The organism is Rhodococcus artemisiae (assembly GCF_036327795.1).
GTDB lineage: Bacteria > Actinomycetota > Actinomycetes > Mycobacteriales > Mycobacteriaceae > Rhodococcus > Rhodococcus artemisiae.
This window is the reverse complement of the sequence record NZ_JAUTXY010000008.1, coordinates 95,809-113,865: the sequence shown is the minus strand read 5'-3', so window position 1 is coordinate 113,865 and position 18,057 is coordinate 95,809. Positions and strand designations below refer to the sequence as shown.

The window sequence follows — 18,057 nt, the reverse complement described above, 5'->3', positions numbered from 1 at the left end:
CATGGAGATCCTGAGCAGCCGGACGATCCTGCGTCCCCGCGACTACGACGCCACACTGCAGTTCTACGGCGAGACACTGGGCCTTGCCATAGCCCGGGAGTATCCGGGCGGCACCGTGTTCTTCGCAGGCCAGGGCTTGATCGAGATCGCCGCACACGGTGGACGAGATGACACTCAGCGCTTCCACGGCGCGCTGTGGCTTCAGGTCCGGGACGTGTACGCAGCGCAGACAGAACTCACGCTGGCGGGTGTCCCCATCACCCGGGCAGCACAGCAGGAGCCGTGGGGGCTGCACGAGATGTGGATCGATGATCCGGACGGGATCCCCGTGGTTCTGGTCCAGATACCGGCAGATCACCCGATCCGCCGCGATCTCCGCTGAGCCGCCGGCGTGACGTTGCACACTCGGTGGAACCGCCGACCTCCCGCTCCAGCGCCAATACCTCTCGGGAGGCCCGTGGAAACGTCCCATTAGCTGTACATTCACCGCACGTTTACCCCACAATCGGAAGACGTGACCGCAGAGTTCGTTGTCCTATTGGTAGTGGTCGTCACTGCCCTCGCATTCGATTTCACGAACGGCTTCCACGACACGGGCAACGCGATGGCCACATCCATCGCCACCGGGGCGCTGAAGCCGAAAGTGGCCGTCGGCCTGTCGGCCGTTCTCAACCTCGTCGGGGCGTTCCTGTCGGTCGAGGTCGCCGCGACCGTCGCCAAGGGGGTCGTCAATCTCGACAACACCGGCGGCTCGGCTCTGTTGCTCATCGTGTTCGCCGGACTCGTCGGCGGCATCCTCTGGAACCTTGCGACCTGGCTGTTCGGCCTTCCATCGAGCTCCTCCCACGCTTTGTTCGGCGGCCTGATCGGCGCCGCCATCGCCGCCCTCGGTATGAGCGGTGTGGTGTGGGACGGCGTCCTGGGCAAAGTGATCATCCCCGCTCTGCTCGCACCCGTCGTCGCTGCACTGGTCGCAACAGTGGGCACCTGGGCGGTTCATCGCCTGACCCACGACATTCCCGAAGAATCCCGCGGTAAGGGCTTCAAGATCGGCCAGATCGGCACCGCATCACTCGTCTCACTCGCGCACGGCACCAACGACGCACAGAAGACGATGGGCGTGATCTTCCTGGCGCTCGTGGCATACGGAACCATCACCCCCGACACCGAGATGCCGTTCTGGGTCAAGTTCACGTGCGCCGTGGCGATTGCACTCGGCACCTATCTCGGAGGCTGGCGGATCATCCGCACCCTCGGCAAGGGCCTGGTCGAGATCACACCTCCACAGGGCATGGCAGCGGAATCCTCCTCGGCTGCGATCATCCTCACGTCGAGCCATTTCGGGCTGCCGCTGTCGACCACCCACGTGGCCACCGGCTCGATCCTCGGCACAGGTCTGGGCACGAAGGGCGCCGAGGTTCGCTGGGGCATCGCCGGCCGAATGGCTGTGGCGTGGCTGATCACCTTGCCGTGCGCCGGCGTGGTCGGTGCCGTGTGCTGGCTGATCGCCCACCTGATCGGCGGCCTTCCGGGTGTTCTCGTCGTATTCGCGATTCTCTGCGCGCTCGCGGGCGTCATGTATCTACGGTCCCGCCTGCAGCCGATCGACGCGTCCAACGTCAACGCCTCGTGGGAAGGTGACGGCGACGCCGAGATCGAGACCGTCACCCCCGTTTCCCAGGAAGGACGTCCGTGAATCTGTTGGTTTCCACGCTCGATTCCCTGTGGCAGGTCGTGCTGGTCGGTCTCGTTCTGGGAGCCGGTCTGCCCACCGTCTTCGCCCTCGGGATGCGGTCGTGGTCGCTCGGGCACGACAGCACAGGCACGGTCGATCCCGGTCGGCGGACGCTGGGCCGCGTCGGGGGTATCGCATGTTTCACCGTTGTCGTCGTCGCGATCATTGCTGGGATACTGCTGTTGACTGCGGACTTCCTGTCCAGCAGCGTCGGTATCCAACTGTTCTGATCATCACCGAAGAGAAGGACCAACGATAACCTTGCCTCGGCATTCCCTTCGCTCGGTACTGGACTGGCTACGGGCCGGTTATCCCGAAGGAATCCCCCCCAAGGACCACTTCGCTTTGCTGTCGGTCCTGCGGCGCAGGCTGACGGACGAGGACATCGCCGAGATCCTCGAACTGTCGGTCGCGACCGCACACGAGCACCCACAGCGGCACGTCGACTACGACACGCTCCGGAAGATCATCGCGGGGGTGCTGCATGAGCAGCCGACAGACGAAGACATCGAACGCGTCACCGAACAACTCGTCGCGGGTGGATGGCCCGTGGTCGGAATCGACGAAGAGCCCGGCGACATCGAGACGGACGGTACCGCTGCCAGCGACGACGAGACCGGTGCCAACCAGCACACCGGAACTTACTGAGGAGCATCGGCGATGCTTCCCCCGTTCCTCGCCTCGATCATCGAATGGTTGCGCGCCGGTTACCCGGAGGGTGTGCCCGAGCAGGACTACGTGCCACTGTTCGCGCTCCTGAAGCGGCGCCTGTCCGACGACGAAGTCGATCAGGTCGCCGACGCCCTCGTCGACGAGGGCGATCTGCCGATCAGCAAGACCGACATCGCCGTCCTGATCACCAAGATCACCAACGAGATGCCTCTCGGACACGACATCGACCGGGTCCGGGTCCACCTCGAGGCCGGTGGTTGGCCGCTCACCGGGCACGACCTGTGAGCGCGAACCTCGCGGTCCTCGAAGTTCCGTCCGGCGACCGCATCCACGACATCGTCCCCGCGCTACGGCGCATGCTCGACGGCCAGGGCCCTCCCCTACTGCCGGTTCCCGCCGGCGACCACCGGGAGATCCGCCGCCTCACCGACGCACTGCACCCCGGCGAACCGATCGCCGACACTGTCGGTCTGGTCGTCGCAACCTCCGGTACCACCGGAACCCCCAAGGGCGCCCAGCTCACCGCGCCCGCATTACGCGCCAGCGGAGACGCCACACACGAACGGATCGGCGGCACCGGCTCATGGCTCCTCGCGCTGCCGGCGCACCACATCGCGGGGCTGCAGGTGCTGCTGCGGAGCAGCCTGTCGGGCACCGAGCCCGTGATCATGGATGTGTCGGAAGGGTTCGACCCCGCCGCCCTGCCTGCGGCGGTCGCGGCGATGCGCGGACCGCGACGCTATTCGTCGATGGTGCCGACCCAGCTCATCAAGACCCTCGACCATCCGGACGCGCTCGCTGCGCTGGCGGAACTCGACGCAATCCTGCTCGGCGGTGCCGCCACCCCGGAACCGGTGCTGCGTCGGGCCCGCGACGCCGGCGTGAACGTCGTGCGCACCTATGGGATGAGTGAGACGTGCGGCGGTTGCATCTACGACGGTGTATCACTGACCGGCGTCGATGTCCGTATCGATGCGGATACTCGCGTGTGGCTCGGCGGGTCGGTGCTCGCATCCGGCTACCGCGGACTCCCCGACCATCCGGCGTTCGCCGAACCGGGCTGGTTCCGAACCGACGACGCAGGACTGGTCGAAGACGGAGTTGTCCGCATACTCGGCCGACTCGACGAGGCCATCTCGTCCGGCGGGCTCACCGTGGTGCCCCAGGTTGTCGAGGCCGTCCTCATCGAGCACCCCGCGGTCCGGGAGGTCGCGGTGATCGGACTGCCCGACGACCGGCTCGGCCAGCAGGTCGCGGCGGTGGTCGTTCCGGAGAACGGCACCTCCCCCACCCTCGACGAGCTACGCGTGTGGACCTCCTCGACCCTGGACGCGACCGCAGCTCCCCGCGAGTTGCACCTCGTTGACGCGCTGCCGCTACGTGGGCCGGGCAAGATCGATCGTCGCGCTCTCGTCACCAGATTTTCCTGAGCGACAGACCGGGTCCCACCCCGGGCGGCCGCACGCCGAGGTGCGAAGATCGACGAATGGCAACCGCTGGTCAATGGCTCGAAGGGGCGCGCCCCCGCACCCTCCCCAACGCGATCTCTCCCGTCATCGTGGGTACAGGTGCCGCTGCGGCACTCGGTGAGGCCGTGTGGTGGAAAGCGCTGCTCGCCCTGGTGGTGTCGCTCGCCCTCAACATCGGGGTGAACCTCGCCAACGACTACTCCGACGGGATTCGCGGCACCGACGACGAGCGCGTCGGACCGATGCGACTGGTCGGGTCGGGCGCGGCGTCCCCCGCGGCCGTCAAGCGCGCCGCCTTCGCATGTTTCGGGGTCGCCGCAGTGGCGGGTCTTGCACTTGCCTTGACCAGCGCGTGGTGGTTGATCCTGGTGGGCCTCGTGTGCATCGTGGGCGCGTGGTATTACACCGGAGGTCGCACGCCGTACGGCTACAGCGGCCTCGGCGAAGTGGCCGTGTTCGTGTTCTTCGGTCTGGTCGCAGTGCTCGGCACACTGTTCGTGCAGGCCGAGCAACTCACCCTCTCCGGATTGGCGGGTGCAGTGGCGATGGGCTGCTTCTCGAGCGCGGTGATGGTGACGAACAACCTGCGCGACATCCCGACCGACACCGAGAGCGGCAAGCGCACGCTGGCCGTCCGGTTGGGCGACCCACGCACCCGCACACTCCATCTCGGATTGCTCACGACGCCGTTCGTCATGTCGCTCGCGCTGGTGGCGGCAACACCGTGGGCATTGGCCGGGTTGCTTGCCGCACCGCTCGCGGTGCGCGCGCACGCACCGGTGCGTTCAGGTGGGCTCGGGCTCGAGCTCCTGCCGGCGTTGCGCGACACCGCGCTCGCGATGCTGGTGTGGTCAGTCGCGACGGGTCTCGCGCTCGCCTTCGGCTGAGCACTCGGGGCGCGACGGGTCTCGCGCTCGCCTTCGGCTGAGGCCTCCGCGTCGGACCGGGTCGTCAGTCCCGGTCGGGAACGACCAATCCGAGAACGAAGTTGACGATGGCGATGATGAGACCACCCCAGAACGCCGCCCAGAACCCCGAGATCGTCAGGCCGCCGTCGAAGAACTCGGCCACCCACGACGTCAGCCACAGCATCAGGGCGTTGATCACGAGCAGGAACAGTCCGAGGCTCAGGATCACCAACGGGAGTGACAGCAGCTTCACCAGCGGCTTCACCAGGGCGTTGACGACGGTGAAGATCGCGGCGAGGATCAGCAGCTTGATCGCTGTCTCGACAGTGAACTCACCTCCGTCGACACCGACGATGTCGACGCCGGTGACGAGTCGGGCCGCGAGCCACAATCCGATCGCGTTGATGATCAACCGCAGGATCAGTGAAATCATGCAGTCACTGTGACATACGCGCTCCCGAGAGGCGGGCGTGGATCAAGCGGCAGAGTCGAGTTGCTCCATCAGCACCTGCCGGAGGCGGTCGCGAGTCACGTAGGCCTCGATCAGTGAGGTGGTCTCCGTGTCGTCGCTCCGGATCACTCCCAGAATGATGTGTTCGGATCCGATCGAGCGGTCGTGATGTGCGATCGCCTCGCGCAGCGACAGTTCGAGAGTCTTCTTGGCATTGCGGTCGAACGGGATGTGCCCGCCGAACAGATCCGAGAATCGGCCGCGCCGCCCCTTGTCCGAATTCTCTGGCGGACTGTCGAGCACGCCCTCACCGAAAGTTTCCTCGAGCCGGGCACGTACAGCATCGAGGTCGATGCCGATCGCTTCGAGGGCTGCGGCGTCGTCCGGCCCCAGCGGCCGGTCCTGGTTCATCGCGGCCAGATGCGTGCGGACCCCGTCGATGGTCAGGCCGAGATCCGCAAGTGACACACGGAGACGCTCATCTGCGGTGATGAGCACGCCGAGGAGCACATGTGCGGGGGTGATCCGATCGGCGTGCAGACGGAGAGCTTCGGTCTGTGCGGCGACGACGGCGGAGCGAGCACTGTCGGAGAAACGTTCGAACATGGATCTACCTGCGCTTCCGGTTGTACTTCTGATGGACGGCCTGTCGGCTCACCTCGAGCGAGTCTGCGATTGCCTGCCATGACCAGCCCTGCCGACGCGCGCTCTCGACCTGGATGGATTCGAGCCGTTCGAGCAGTCGCCGCAGGGCAACGACAGCGCGCAGCCCTTCTGCGGGATCGGGACTCGCAGCAGATGCGGCGAGCGTGGTGGTTTCGTCGTTCATAGTGTCAATATAGGTTGACACCGTGAAAGCTGTCAACCAATCTTGACAGGCTGCCCGAGCGCGTGGTCAGCCGCCTTCGCGCGGCTCCCAGCGACCGGTCGCGGCGAACTTCTCCAGCGTCGCTCTCCACCCCGACGCGTCGAGCCCTGCCGCAGCAAGCCAGTCGTCGGAGTAGTACGTATCGGCGTACCGCTCCCCGCCGTCGCACAGCAACGTCACCACACTGCCCGTTCGACCGGTGGCCAGCATCTCTCCGATCAGACCGAACGCGCCCCAGAGGTTGGTTCCGGTCGATCCGCCGACACGCCTGCCCAGCACAGCACTACCGTGGCGCATGGCGGCAATCGACGCAGCATCGGGCACCCGGACCATCCGGTCCACGACCTGCGGCACGAACGAAGGTTCGACGCGCGGTCGGCCGATTCCCTCGATCCGCGACGGCATCCCCGTCGCATAGTCGGCGACGCCGGTCTCGTACGCCCCGAAGAACGCCGAGTTCTCCGGATCGACGACCGCGAGCCGGGTGCTGTGTCGGCGGTACCGGATGTAACGACCGATCGTCGCACTGGTTCCGCCGGTGCCGGCGCCCACGACGATCCAGTCGGGCACCGGGTTCCGTTCGAGTCGCATCTGCTCGAAGATCGATTCCGCGATGTTGTTGTTGCCGCGCCAATCTGTGGCGCGTTCGGCATTGGTGAACTGATCGAGATAACAACCACCGAGTTCGTCGGCAAGACGTTCGGCCTCGGTGTAGATCTCCGGGGGACGGTCGACATAGTGGCACCGCCCGCCTTGCGCCTCGATCAACGCGACCTTGGCGGGCGAAGTCCGTCGTGGCACCACCGCGACGAAGTCGAGGCCCAGTAGTTGCGCGAAATACGCCTCGCTCACCGCCGTCGAACCGGATGAGGCCTCGATCACGGGCGTGTTCTCACCGATCGCTCCGTTGCACAGACCGTACAGGAACAGCGACCGAGCGAGCCGATGCTTGAGACTCCCGGTGACGTGCGTCGATTCGTCCTTGAGATACAGATCGATCCCCCACCCCACCGGCAACGGGTATCTCAGGAGATGAGTGTCGGCACTGCGCTGCGCATCGGCCTCGATCAATCGGACCGCGTTGTCCACCCAGTCACGAGACGCACTGCGATCGACGACCCCCGGACCGACATCCGTCACGTCCGGCCTTCTCCGCGCAGCCGGCTCTCGAGGTCGGCGCGTGTACTGCGACGCCGCTCGTCGACCGCGGCGATGCGCTCGTTCACCCGTCGACGCAGAGGAGCGAAGAGGACCAGAGACAGCGGCAATGCGATGAGGACCGCGAACAGTGCCGCGACGAGCAGCGGGATCTCCACGCCGAATGCCCGCGGAATGTACAGGATCGCGGCTGCAAGGACGACGACGAGAACCAACCTCGCAAGCGAGTACAACGCGACATCACGCACGAGCGAGCCGGTGCCCGAATTCGTACCATTCGGTGTGTTTCGACCCGGCTCGTCCGGGGTATTCGCTGACTCGGTGCGGTGTTCGTCGGTCACTCCACCAGAGTAACCGGCGGTATCGATCCCGCCGCCTCCGGAAGTGGCGTGCCGATACCGGACATCCGTCCGTTTTGTCCATTACTTCCGCTTTACCAAACACTGACCGTTCGAGCAACCAGGGGTCTCGGTGTCAACATGGCGTGGGACAACCCGATCGAACAACCCGATCAAGACAAATCACCCGGGAGGACATTCGCAATGAGCGCACCCACCTTCAATGGCGCCAAGGAATCCCTGCTCACCCCCGGCCAGGTCGCCGCCCTCTTCCATGTGGACCCCAAGACCGTGACCCGCTGGGCACATGCCGGTCGACTCGGTTCCCTGCGTACACCGGGCGGGCACCGCCGATTCCGCGAATCCGAGGTCCTCGCGCTGCTCCGCTCTCTCACCACCGAAGCCACTCGCTGAGGCGACCCCCGGCCTCGAACCCGAGGCCGGGGGCCCTGCCCGATTCTCCGGACCATTCGGACGAAACGTGCGATCGCGAATTTCACTCCGATGCACCCGCGCCGGTGTCACACTCGGCCAGGCCGCATAGACTGGTAGAAATCGGACAGTACGACGTCGGAGCTCGCGCGACGTCCGCCACGGCCAGGAGGTGCATCATGCTCTATTTATTGGCACTCATCGGTGCGGTGACGCTCGCATTCCTGCTGTGGAAGGCATTCGGACCCGACCCGAGCCGTACCCCGACCCGGGGTCTCGGCCCCGACGACGATCCCGAGTTCCTCTGGAAGGTCGATCGAGAGGTTCGCCGGCGACACACCGACGAATCCGGCCGGACCGACGGTCCGGGTCAGGACGGAATCGACTGATATCCCGCCCCTGCCGGGCGCCCGAAATCCGACGCCACATCGGCGGCGAGCCGGAGTAAGACGCGACGGGTGCGAGGATGCAACTGATCGAGGTCCACTTCGGCCCCCTCCTCGAGGTGAGGGTCGAATGGCATCAGGTGCACGGCGCGGCATCGCTGCTCGAAATGCCCCACCACGCGGTCGAGGTCGACCTTGCCCGACATCGGACGAACAGAGTTGACCACCGCGACCGAGCTACTCACCAGCTCGCGGTGGCCGTGCGCGTCGAGCCAGTCGAGGGTCGCCGACGCACTCCGCGCACCGTCCACCGAACCCGAACTGATCACCACCAGCGCATCCGTGTTCTCGAGGATCGCGCGCATCGCCGAGTGCATCAGTCCGGTGCCGCAATCGGTGAGGACAATGCTGTAGTAGCGCTCGAGCAGCGCGAGGGTCCGTTCGTAGTCCCGCGCGCTGAACGCTTCCGACACCGCAGGATCGCTGTCGGAGGCGAGCACCTCGAGTCGGTGCACGTTCTGAGATGTGTAAGCCCGCGCATCGCTGTATCGCTCGATGCGCTCTTCGTCTCGCAGAAGCGTCCGCACAGTGGCCGACGTTTCCGTCGGGACCTTCTGGCTCAGCGTGCCGCGGTCGGGATTCGCATCCACCGCGACCACGCGGTCGCCCCTCAGCGCCGCGAACGTCGAACCGAGGGTCACCGTCGTTGTCGTCTTGCCGACACCGCCCTTGAGGCTGAGCAGCGCGATGCGATAGCACCCGCGCAGTGGTTGTGAGACCTGGTCGACGAGTTCCCCGCGACGCTGATCGCGCGCGCTGTCGCCCACGTCGATCCGCCCGCCGGTCGCCTGGAAGAGCGCGCGACGCCATCCCCGTTCAGGCGCCCGTGTGGCTCTGCGGACCAGAAGCGACGAGTCGAGATCCTGAGCTGACAAGCCCGCGGTGTCACGGCCCGACAGGCTCGCCTCCGATGGCCGCCCGGATCCTTCCGTCATCCGCGTTCCCCCCGATCGCAGTTCCTCACACCGCCGAGGACGATAGCAGGATCAGTTCAGGCCGGCGTACGAGTGGAGGCCGGACACCACCATGTTGATGATGAACAGGTTGAACAGCATCGCGACGAAGCCCGCGACATTGATCCACGCGGCGCGTGTGTTGCGCCAGCCCGACGTCGCGCGGGCGTGGAGGTAGGCGGCATAGATCACCCAGGTGATGAACGAGACGGTTTCCTTCGGGTCCCATCCCCAGAATCGACCCCATGCCGCCTCTGCCCAGATGGCGCCGAGAATGATGCCGATGCCGAACAGTGGGAAGCCGACGATCGTGGTCCGGTAAGCGAGGCGGTCGAGCACCTGAGCGTCGGGCAGTCGTGCTGCGATAGCACCGAGCACGCCCCTCTCGGAACCCTCGGGCTGATGGATCCGCAGCAGGAACAGCACGCTCGCGGCCCCGGCGAGCAGGAAGATGCCGCTGCCCACGCTGATGATCGTGACGTGGATCGGCAGCCAGAACGAGCGCAGGGCGGGCACAACGGGTGCGGCGTCGGCGTAGAGCACGGTGGCAGCCACGAACATCAACACCGCCACAGGGGCGAGCACGTACACCCACAGGATGCGGTACGCGGGCTTGCGCAACATCACCAGGCTGAACACGATCGCCGCGGCGCACGCCATGGCCACGAACTCGTACATGTTCCCGAGGGGGAATCGTTCGGTGGCCAGGCCGCGCAGCACGATCGAGGCGATCATCAACGCCGCGGCCACCACGACGAGGGCGCGTCCCATGTTGCCGAACCGCTCCGACAGGGTCCTTCCGGCGGTGTTCTCCACGCGCCCCGGGACGGTCTCGGCAAGCGACGATCCGACACCACCGGCAGCAACGAGTTCGCGTTCGGCGACCAGTTTGGAGCGGTAGGTCGCGTACTCGATCACGAGCAGGAGCATGGCCAGCACTACCACGGCGAACGCCGCTTCGAAGCTCCAGTCGCTGTACTTCGCGAGGGTGTCGTTCAACGTCATGCCTTCTCCTCCTGTGCTCCATCGTCGAGCACACGATCGCCTGCTGGGTTCTCACCGAGAAGCCGGGAGACCAACCGATCGAATTCGTCGCCCCACCCGGCCTGATCGGTGCGAGCGAGGCCACCGAGTTCTACTACAGTTCGTCGTTCACCGTCCGATACTGTACCCGCCCGATAGACGCGCACCCATACCCTTCGCCGTTTGATCAGCAGGGACAGCAGCAGCCCCGCCATCATCGCGACCGCAGACACCAGCACCCACGACTGGAACGGATCGTGCGAGACCTGCAGGTTGACGAAGTCGACGGCGCCGTCGAATCGCACCTCGGTGCCGTCTTCCAGCGTGACGCTCTCACCCGGCTTCAGGTTGACGCGCTCCTGCTTGACCAGTCGGCCCTGGTTGATCAGTTCGGTGTTGAGCGAGAACAGCGACTGCGGGCTCCCGGTGTCGAGACCGGAGTCGCCCTTGTAGATGTCGATGGCGACGGCGGGATCCACCATTGCCGGGAACGCCGACGACAACAACGTGCCGTGGAACGCCGCGGTGGGCGCGAAGAGCCCTTCGAGTGCGATCTGGTTCTTTCGTCGTTCGTCGGCGTCGGGGTACATCCCGCCGGGCGGATCGAATCGCATCGCGCCGCTGCTCAGGAACGTCGTGGCGTCCTCGGGTGCCCACTGCATCGTCTCGGTGCGTGTCTCTCCGTTGGGCCAGGTGACTGTGAAGGTCGGCGCGTATCCGTGGCCCTGCAGGTAGACGCGGTCGCCACCGACCCGCAGCGGGTGGTTGACCTTCAGCTGCGCGTCGCTCCAGATGTTCGCCGTGACATCGTCGCCGTACTGGTACTCGATGTTGGAGGTGAACATCTCGGCCTGACCGTTGTCGAGATAGTCGGCCGTGAAGTCGTGCACCCGCACGCAGATCGGTCGCAGTCCTGTGCCGTCGAGTTCGATGCCCGCAATGAACGAGTCGAACGAGGCGGGCGACGTGGTGCAGAACTCTTCGCCGTTCGCGACCAGGATGCGCTGGCCTTCGTAACCGAAGAGCTTGCCCAGGGCGACGGTGGCGAGCAATGCGACCAACGAGATGTGGAAGACGAGGTTGCCCGCCTCGCGCAGGTATCCCTTCTCGGCCGAGAGCGTCAGCTCGCCGTCCCGGCCCTTCGTGGTTCCCTCCCGACGCTCGACGCGCCATCCTCGCAGCTCTCCGCTGATCCGGTCGATGACCGCATCAGGTTCGTCGTCGAACGTGGTCTCGACATGATGCGGCAGACGGGAGAGGTTGCGCGGTGCATTGACCGGTCGGGCACGCAGAGCGCGGTAGTACTCGGCGCAGCGCGGCAAGATGCAGCCGATGAGCGAGATGAACAGCAGGGCGTAGATCGCGGTGAACCAGAAGCTGCCGAACACGTCGAACAGCTCGAGCCGGTCCATGAACGGCCCGAGCGTCGGACGGGCAGCGATGTACTCGTCGACCTTTCCGACGTTGAGACTGCGTTGCGGCAGCAAGGCACCTGGAATTGCTGCGAGTGCCAGGAGGAACAACAGCACCAACGCCGTGCGCATCGATGTCAGTCCGCGCCACGTGTTGCGTACGAACGCCGCGGCGCGCCCGATCGGGCTCTGCTTCGGAGCGCCCGGCCGAGGTGCGGAGGTCTGCGTGTCGGTGGCCGTCATCTATTGTTCGGCGCGGATACGCCCTCGTGCACGAGAGGAAGCGCCGACCTCCTTCCAAAGGGGTGAGGCTGCGTGGAGCAACCGAATCGGGCCGAGTAAACCTGTCGGTGGATCCGGCTACGGTGCCGCGCACAGGGACCGAGGTGGTGCGCTGCAACTACCGGTTGCAGCCGGGCGCGCTCGCGGAACGAGTTGTCCGATGCTGGGCGTGCGGGTATACCGCGTGTCGGGATCGGAACGCTGCCGGAGTGATGCCGGCTGTGGCGGAGCGTGGCCACACCGGTGTCGACGACGTAGGTCACTGGGGTCCGCCTCCTTCGGGTGTTGGTGCTGTCTGAACGGGGAATCTCCTGCTTTTTGCAGGCAGGAGAGACGTCAAATGGGCAATGTCACTTCCGAGATGAACGTGTCACGCACCCAGGACACGAACAGGTCCCATGCGCCGGTGACGAGGGCTATGCCGACTGCCATCAGCATGATGCCGCCGAACAACTGGATGGTGCGGGTATGGTTCCTCAGCCATCCGACTCCCCGCAACGCCCGGGCCGAGCCGAACGCGAGGACGACGAAGGGCAGTCCGAGTCCGATGCAGTACGCCACGATGAGCGTGACTCCACGGGCAGCCGTGGCGCCTTCGGTACCGGCGGCGAGCGAGATCACCCCCGCAAGTGTGGGTCCGAGACACGGGGTCCATCCGAGCGCGAAGACCGCACCGAGCAGCGGGGCACCGGCAAGAGACGAGATCTGCTTCGGCGCGGTGCGGGTGTCGCGCTGCAGTGCGGGGATCAGGCCGATGAACACCATGCCCATGACGATGGTGACGACACCACCGATCCGCATCAGCAGTTCACGGTTGACCGACAGCAGGGAGATCGCTCCGAACACCGAAGCCGTGGCCAGGACGAACACGACGGTGAATCCCGCGACGAACAGCCCTGCCGCTCCCGCGACCCGCAGTCGGCCGTCGTCACGAACCGTGGTGGTGCGTGAGCCGGCCTGTGCTGCAGTCACCGCCGGTGTCTCGGCACCGACCACACCCGCGAGATACGACAGATAGCCGGGCACGAGCGGAACCACGCACGGCGAAGCAAACGACACCAGCCCCGCGAGGAGACACACGCCGACGGCCAGCAGAAGCGGCCCGGACGCCGCGACGTTCTGGAAGGTATCGCCGATACCGGATGCGAGGACTGTCATGCCTATTGGTCCTCGGTCGGTTCTGCGGCGATACGCTCGACAACCGGTTGCAGGTCACTCGCGAGGAGCTCGGTCAGATAGACCGCCGCGACCCGATGCTCACGATCGAGGACGATGGTGGTCGGCACCACGGAGGTCGGGTAGTTGCGGCCGAGGGCGAGCAACGAGCGCATCGCCGGGTCGTAGATCGACGGATAGCCGATCTGCTGGTCGGTCATGAAATCCTGCGCTTTGTCGCGCTGGTTGTCGCGCACGTTGATGCCCAGGAAAGCAACCCCGAGATCTTTGGTCTCCTGGTAGACCTGCTCGAGGTCGTCCGCTTCGCTTCGACACGGCGCGCACCACTGACCCCACACGTTGAGGACCACGACCTCACCCGCGAAGTCGTCGAGGGAGATCATCTCGCCCTCGTTCATGAGGTCCTCCCCCGTCAATGTGCCGAGGGTGCCGCGGTCCGCAGGCGGATCGTAGAAGATGCGGGTCTGGCCGCCGGGTGAGACGAAGTCGAACGTACCGCCGGTCGCGACCGCATCAGTGCCCGTCGCGCAGGAAGACAGAAGCGCGACACCGCACAACAACCCGGCAATCGCGTGAAGTGCCTTTCTCATGCGCCGTGGACGTTCGGGTCGGATGCGCCCGCCGGCTCGGAGTAGACGAGGTCGACGAGGGTGTCGCCCTCGTAGACGAGAGACGTGAGGGAAGCGAGGCTGCACTGCCGGTGACGCGGGTCGTGCCACAGGCGTTCGCCTTCGAGGAACCGGCGCAGCGTCCACACCGGCAGTTGATGGCTCACGCACACGGCCTCGCGACCGGCAGCAGCGACACGCGCAGTATTGACCGCGGCCAGCATGCGATGCGCGATCTGCAGGTACGGCTCGCCCCAGGACGGAGTGAACGGGTCGCGCAGCTTCCACCAGTGACGCGGGCGGCCGAGTGCACCGTCGCCGACAGCGACCTTGAGCCCTTCGAAATCGTTGCCCGCCTCGATGAGGTTCTCGTCGGTGCGGATCTCGAGACCGTGCTTCTGCGCGATCGGCGACGCGGTCTGCTGGGCACGCTCGAGCGGCGAGGCGACAACGTGCGCGATGTCGTGGTCGGCGAGGGAGGCCGCAACGGCCCGGGCCTGCGCTTCGCCGGTGACCGACAGACGGTAGCCGGGCAGGCGACCGTAGAGGATGCCGGACGGGTTGTGCACCTCACCGTGCCGCAGCACGTGCACGATGGTGCGGGTCTCGGACGGGGCGGCTTCGGTCACGTGCGTGTTCCTCAGGTCGATGAAAGCGGATGGGTGTCGGATTCGCTCGCTGGTCAGGGCCCTCGCAGGTCACTGCCCTCGCTGGTCACGGCGCAGTGGCGGCCGCGGCTGCCTTCGCCGCGTGCGGGAGTGCGTCGGCGATCCGGGAGAACGCGTTGTCGTCCAGAACCGACGAGACGAACCACGTCTCGAATGCGCTCGGAGGTGCATACACACCGTGTTCGAGCAGGGCATGGAAGAACGCGGGGAATCGCCAGGTCTGTGCGGCCTTTGCCTCGTCGTAATCGGTGACGGGGTCCTCGGTGAAGAACACACTGAGCATCGTCCCGGCGTTCTGGATCCTGTTCGGAACGCCCGCGGCGGTCAGTGCGTCGCCGAGAAGACGGCCGAGTGTGGCGGAGTTGCGCTCGAGTGCCGCGTACACGTCGGTGTCGGCTGCGCGCAGGCTCGCGAGACCGGCCGCAACGGCGACGGGATTACCTGACAACGTCCCGGCCTGGTAGACCGCGCCGGCCGGCGCAAGATGTGCCATGACGTCAGCGCGACCGCCGAACGCAGCGGCGGGCAGGCCACCGCTCATGACCTTTCCGAAGGTGATGAGGTCGCCCGCGACACCGTCGATGCCGTGCCAGCCCGTGGCACTCGCACGGAACCCGGTCATGACCTCGTCCATGATCAGCAGGGCGCCGTGCTCACGGGTCAATGCACGCAGTCCCTCGTTGAATCCGGGGACGGGCGGGACGGTGCCCATGTTTCCTGCGGCGGCTTCCGTGATCACCGCGGCAATCGCGCCCGGGTGCGCGTCGAAGGCAGCGCGCACGGCGTCGAGATCGTTGTACGGCACGACGAGGGTGTCCTCGGCCTGCGCCCCGGTCACACCGGGCGAAGTGGGCAGCCCGAATGTCGCGAGCCCGGAACCGGCGTCGGCGAGCAAGGCGTCGACGTGACCGTGATAACAGCCCGCGAACTTGATGATCTTCGTGCGTCCGGTGAATCCGCGCGCGAGACGCACCGCACTCATGGTGGCCTCGGTACCGGAGTTGACCAACCGGACCTGCTCGACCGGCGCGATACGAGCGACGATCTCCTCGGCCAGTTCGACCTCACCGGCGCTCGGTGCGCCGAACGACAGACCCGATGACGCAGTGGTGCGCACGGCCTCGACGACAGCGGGATGCGCATGTCCGAGGATCAACGGACCCCACGAACACACCAGGTCGACGTAGGAATTTCCGTCGACGTCGGTGAGCGTGTAACCGGATCCCGAGGTAATGAAACGAGGCGTCCCGCCTACCGAACCGAACGCGCGGACGGGAGAATTGACCCCGCCGGGAGTCACCTTCGATGCCCGGGTGAACAGTGCCGTCGATTCGGCGTCGCGGACAGAGGAAGCAGCGGGAGTCGCAGTCACGACGTCCAGTGTCCCAGTTTCCCCCGATTTGCCAAAAAGTCGATCGGTGTGCGATAAGCGCTGTGATACGGATCTCACGCGAGATTCGGGCGTGCCGTGTGATCGCGAAGCCTCCACTGGACGGCGTTGCGGCCATAGGGTCACAGGCATGGCGACTACAGGTGAACATCTGAGCAAGGCCCTCGACGGCGCATGGCACAGCGCACGCGAGCGCGCCCGGACGAACATGGCCGACCCGGCATTCGCACCGCACTACACCCCAGACCTCGAACAGGCCCGCGCGATCACACTGAAGCAGATGCGGCTGCTCGCAGAGCACGGTTACGCCGAGTCGGGCTTCTCCGTCGGGTCCGGGGGCACCGGAGATGCCGGTGGCGCCGTTGCATCGATCGAAATGCTGGCGATGTCCGACCTGTCACTGATGGTCAAGGCCGGTGTGCAGTGGGGATTGTTCGGCGGTGCCATCGAGAATCTCGGCACGCAGCGTCACCACGAGAAGTGGATCACGCCCCTGATCAATCTGGATCTGCTCGGCTGTTTCGCCATGACGGAGACCGGTCATGGCAGCGATGTGCAGGCCCTCGAGACCACCGCGACATTCGACCCGGACACAGATGAGTTCGTCATCCACTCCCCGACGGCGTCGGCACGCAAGGACTACATCGGTGGCGCCGCGCAGCACGCCAAGGTCGCCGCAGTGTTCGCCCAGCTCGTGACGAAGGGTGAATCGTACGGCGTGCACTGTTTCGTGGTCCCCTTCCGCGACGACGACGGCAACGACCTTCCCGGTGTGACGACCTCCGACTGCGGCTACAAGGGCGGACTGCCGGGCGTCGACAACGGCCGGATCGTCTTCGACAACGTGCGGGTCCCGCGCGAGAACCTGCTCAACCGGTACGCGGACGTCGACGCGGACGGCACCTACACCTCCGACATCGAGAGTGGCAGCCGCCGCTTCTTCACCATGGTCGGCACCCTCGTCCGAGGACGGGTCACCGTCGGCGGGTCGGCCGGCGCCGCGGCCCGTGTCGCGCTGTCGATCGCGACGCGGTATGCGCTGCTGCGTCGTCAGTTCGACGCGCCGGGTCGCGACGACGAGGTGCTCCTGATGGATTACCTTGTCCACCAGCGACGACTGCTGCCGCACATCGCGAAGTCCTACGCGCTGGGTTTCGCTCAGAACGAGCTGATCTCGACGATGAACCGCATCCAGTCGGTACCGACGAGCGAGGTGGATCCACAGGAACAGCGTGAGCTCGAGGGCCGCGCGGCCGGCCTCAAGGTGGCCAACACCTGGCATGCAGCCCGCGCCATCCAGGAAGCGCGCGAGGCATGCGGCGGCGCCGGATACATGGCCGAGAATCGGTTGACCGCACTGCGCGCCGACGTCGACGTGTTCACCACGTTCGAGGGCGACAACCACGTACTCACGCAGCTCGTCGCGAAGGAGTTGCTCACGGCGTATGCCGACGAGGTCCGCGGGATGAGCCCCGTGGAGTGGATGCGGTTCGCCGCCGACACGATCTCCGATGTCGTGAAGAAACGCACCGCGGCGCAGCAGATCATCCAGACGATCCTCGATACGCGCCAGGACAACGAGGAGGACGGCAGCCTCTTCAACCGGGGCACGCAGCTCACGATGTTCGAGGATCGCGAGCAGTACCTCCTCTCCACAGCGGCGCGGCGCCTGCAAGCCGCCACCAAGCGCGAGGACAATCCGTTCGACGCGTTCAACTTCGTGCAGGACCACGTGCTGCACGCCGCCCGGGCCCACATAGACCGTGTCGTCCTGGAGGCGTTCGTGGCGGCCATCGACGACTGCAAGGATGAAACCGCGTGCGATCTGCTCTCGGACCTGTGCGATCTGTTCGCGCTGACGGTCATCGACGAGGACAAGGCGTGGTTCATGGAGCACCGGCACCTGTCGGTCGAACGCTCCAAGGCGGTGCTGCGCGGGATCAACGAACGCTGCCGCACATTGCGACCGCACGTGATGACTCTCGTCGAGGGTCTCGGTGTGCCCGAATATCTGCTCGGATCGGCGATGCTCGACCGTGAGGGAGCTGCTGACTCCTGAGCGTGATCA

At 65.9% G+C, this 18,057-nt stretch carries 22 protein-coding genes; 10 read left to right on the top strand and 12 right to left on the bottom strand.

Annotation, left to right across the window (positions count from 1 at the left end; genetic code table 11):
• The first annotated feature begins 1 nt into the window (after position 1).
• From Q7514_RS17995 to Q7514_RS17965, 7 genes are all read left to right on the top strand, one after another.
• Complete coding sequence (locus tag Q7514_RS17995; RefSeq protein WP_330134643.1) at positions 2 to 382, top strand: VOC family protein; 381 nt, start codon at positions 2 to 4, stop codon at positions 380 to 382.
• A 132-nt stretch (positions 383 to 514) separates the two neighbouring features.
• A complete protein-coding gene (locus Q7514_RS17990; protein WP_330134642.1) occupies positions 515 to 1,696 on the top strand; it encodes an inorganic phosphate transporter in 1,182 nt (393 codons plus the stop codon).
• Complete coding sequence (locus Q7514_RS17985; protein WP_330134641.1) at positions 1,693 to 1,965, top strand: hypothetical protein; 273 nt, start codon at positions 1,693 to 1,695, stop codon at positions 1,963 to 1,965. Before Q7514_RS17990 ends, Q7514_RS17985 begins: the two co-directional genes overlap by 4 nt.
• A gap of 31 nt (positions 1,966 to 1,996) precedes the next feature.
• A complete protein-coding gene (locus tag Q7514_RS17980; protein WP_330134640.1) occupies positions 1,997 to 2,383 on the top strand; it encodes a DUF3349 domain-containing protein in 387 nt (128 codons plus the stop codon).
• A gap of 12 nt (positions 2,384 to 2,395) precedes the next feature.
• Positions 2,396 to 2,692: a DUF3349 domain-containing protein gene (locus Q7514_RS17975; protein ID WP_054718026.1), complete on the top strand. Its 297-nt coding sequence runs from the start codon at positions 2,396 to 2,398 to the stop codon at positions 2,690 to 2,692.
• Positions 2,689 to 3,837 carry an o-succinylbenzoate--CoA ligase gene (gene menE, locus Q7514_RS17970; protein WP_330134639.1) on the top strand — a complete coding sequence of 383 codons (1,149 nt, stop codon included), beginning with the start codon at positions 2,689 to 2,691 and terminating at the stop codon, positions 3,835 to 3,837. The genes Q7514_RS17975 and menE overlap by 4 nt, the downstream gene beginning before the upstream one ends.
• Positions 3,838 to 3,893: 56 nt before the next feature.
• The gene (locus Q7514_RS17965; protein WP_330134638.1) at positions 3,894 to 4,763 is read left to right on the top strand and encodes a 1,4-dihydroxy-2-naphthoate polyprenyltransferase; all 870 of its coding nucleotides are present in this window, start codon (positions 3,894 to 3,896) and stop codon (positions 4,761 to 4,763) included.
• A 64-nt stretch (positions 4,764 to 4,827) separates the two neighbouring features.
• On the opposite strand, the gene Q7514_RS17960 is transcribed toward Q7514_RS17965, so the two are convergent.
• From Q7514_RS17960 to Q7514_RS17940, 5 genes are all read right to left on the bottom strand, one after another.
• Positions 4,828 to 5,217, bottom strand: a complete 390-nt coding sequence (locus Q7514_RS17960; RefSeq protein WP_054713593.1) for a phage holin family protein — start codon at positions 5,215 to 5,217, stop codon at positions 4,828 to 4,830.
• Positions 5,218 to 5,259: 42 nt separating this feature from the next.
• Positions 5,260 to 5,841, bottom strand: coding sequence for a Clp protease N-terminal domain-containing protein (locus Q7514_RS17955; RefSeq protein ID WP_330134637.1), 582 nt, complete (start codon positions 5,839 to 5,841; stop codon positions 5,260 to 5,262).
• 4 nt (positions 5,842 to 5,845) lie between these two features.
• Complete coding sequence (locus Q7514_RS17950; RefSeq protein ID WP_330134636.1) at positions 5,846 to 6,064, bottom strand: helix-turn-helix domain-containing protein; 219 nt, start codon at positions 6,062 to 6,064, stop codon at positions 5,846 to 5,848.
• A 66-nt stretch (positions 6,065 to 6,130) separates the two neighbouring features.
• Entirely contained in the window at positions 6,131 to 7,243 is a 1,113-nt protein-coding gene (gene cds1, locus Q7514_RS17945) for an L-cysteine desulfhydrase Cds1 (RefSeq protein WP_330134635.1), read from the bottom strand.
• Entirely contained in the window at positions 7,240 to 7,602 is a 363-nt protein-coding gene (locus Q7514_RS17940) for a DUF4229 domain-containing protein (RefSeq protein ID WP_408016125.1), read from the bottom strand. Before Q7514_RS17940 ends, cds1 begins: the two co-directional genes overlap by 4 nt.
• A gap of 201 nt (positions 7,603 to 7,803) precedes the next feature.
• On the opposite strand from Q7514_RS17940, the gene Q7514_RS17935 reads away from it, so the two are divergent.
• Together Q7514_RS17935 and Q7514_RS17930 are read left to right on the top strand one after the other, a co-directional pair.
• The gene (locus tag Q7514_RS17935) at positions 7,804 to 8,013 is read left to right on the top strand and encodes a BldC family transcriptional regulator (RefSeq protein ID WP_006552323.1); all 210 of its coding nucleotides are present in this window, start codon (positions 7,804 to 7,806) and stop codon (positions 8,011 to 8,013) included.
• 197 nt (positions 8,014 to 8,210) lie between these two features.
• Positions 8,211 to 8,420: a hypothetical protein gene (locus Q7514_RS17930; RefSeq protein ID WP_132471744.1), complete on the top strand. Its 210-nt coding sequence runs from the start codon at positions 8,211 to 8,213 to the stop codon at positions 8,418 to 8,420.
• Here Q7514_RS17930 and Q7514_RS17925 read toward each other — a convergent pair.
• The 7 genes from Q7514_RS17925 to hemL all read right to left on the bottom strand — a co-directional run bounded on the left by Q7514_RS17925 (position 8,402) and on the right by hemL (position 15,971).
• Entirely contained in the window at positions 8,402 to 9,412 is a 1,011-nt protein-coding gene (locus Q7514_RS17925) for a MinD/ParA family ATP-binding protein (protein ID WP_330134634.1), read from the bottom strand. The genes Q7514_RS17930 and Q7514_RS17925 overlap by 19 nt on opposite strands.
• Before the next feature lie 51 nt (positions 9,413 to 9,463).
• A complete protein-coding gene (ccsB, locus tag Q7514_RS17920) occupies positions 9,464 to 10,435 on the bottom strand; it encodes a c-type cytochrome biogenesis protein CcsB (protein WP_330134633.1) in 972 nt (323 codons plus the stop codon).
• Positions 10,432 to 12,108 (bottom strand): cytochrome c biogenesis protein ResB, encoded by a 1,677-nt coding sequence (resB, locus tag Q7514_RS17915; RefSeq protein WP_330134632.1) that lies wholly within the window; start codon positions 12,106 to 12,108, stop codon positions 10,432 to 10,434. Before resB ends, ccsB begins: the two co-directional genes overlap by 4 nt.
• A 375-nt stretch (positions 12,109 to 12,483) precedes the next feature.
• A complete protein-coding gene (locus Q7514_RS17910; protein ID WP_330134631.1) occupies positions 12,484 to 13,305 on the bottom strand; it encodes a cytochrome c biogenesis CcdA family protein in 822 nt (273 codons plus the stop codon).
• A gap of 2 nt (positions 13,306 to 13,307) precedes the next feature.
• Positions 13,308 to 13,913, bottom strand: coding sequence for a TlpA disulfide reductase family protein (locus Q7514_RS17905; RefSeq protein ID WP_330134630.1), 606 nt, complete (start codon positions 13,911 to 13,913; stop codon positions 13,308 to 13,310).
• Positions 13,910 to 14,560: a histidine phosphatase family protein gene (locus Q7514_RS17900; protein WP_330134629.1), complete on the bottom strand. Its 651-nt coding sequence runs from the start codon at positions 14,558 to 14,560 to the stop codon at positions 13,910 to 13,912. The genes Q7514_RS17905 and Q7514_RS17900 overlap by 4 nt, the downstream gene beginning before the upstream one ends.
• Before the next feature lie 85 nt (positions 14,561 to 14,645).
• Complete coding sequence (gene hemL, locus Q7514_RS17895) at positions 14,646 to 15,971, bottom strand: glutamate-1-semialdehyde 2,1-aminomutase (RefSeq protein WP_330134628.1); 1,326 nt, start codon at positions 15,969 to 15,971, stop codon at positions 14,646 to 14,648.
• A 148-nt stretch (positions 15,972 to 16,119) separates the two neighbouring features.
• Between hemL and Q7514_RS17890 the strand changes: the two genes are divergently transcribed.
• Positions 16,120 to 18,048 (top strand): acyl-CoA dehydrogenase family protein, encoded by a 1,929-nt coding sequence (locus Q7514_RS17890; protein WP_330134627.1) that lies wholly within the window; start codon positions 16,120 to 16,122, stop codon positions 18,046 to 18,048.
• The last annotated feature ends 9 nt before the right edge of the window (positions 18,049 to 18,057 follow it).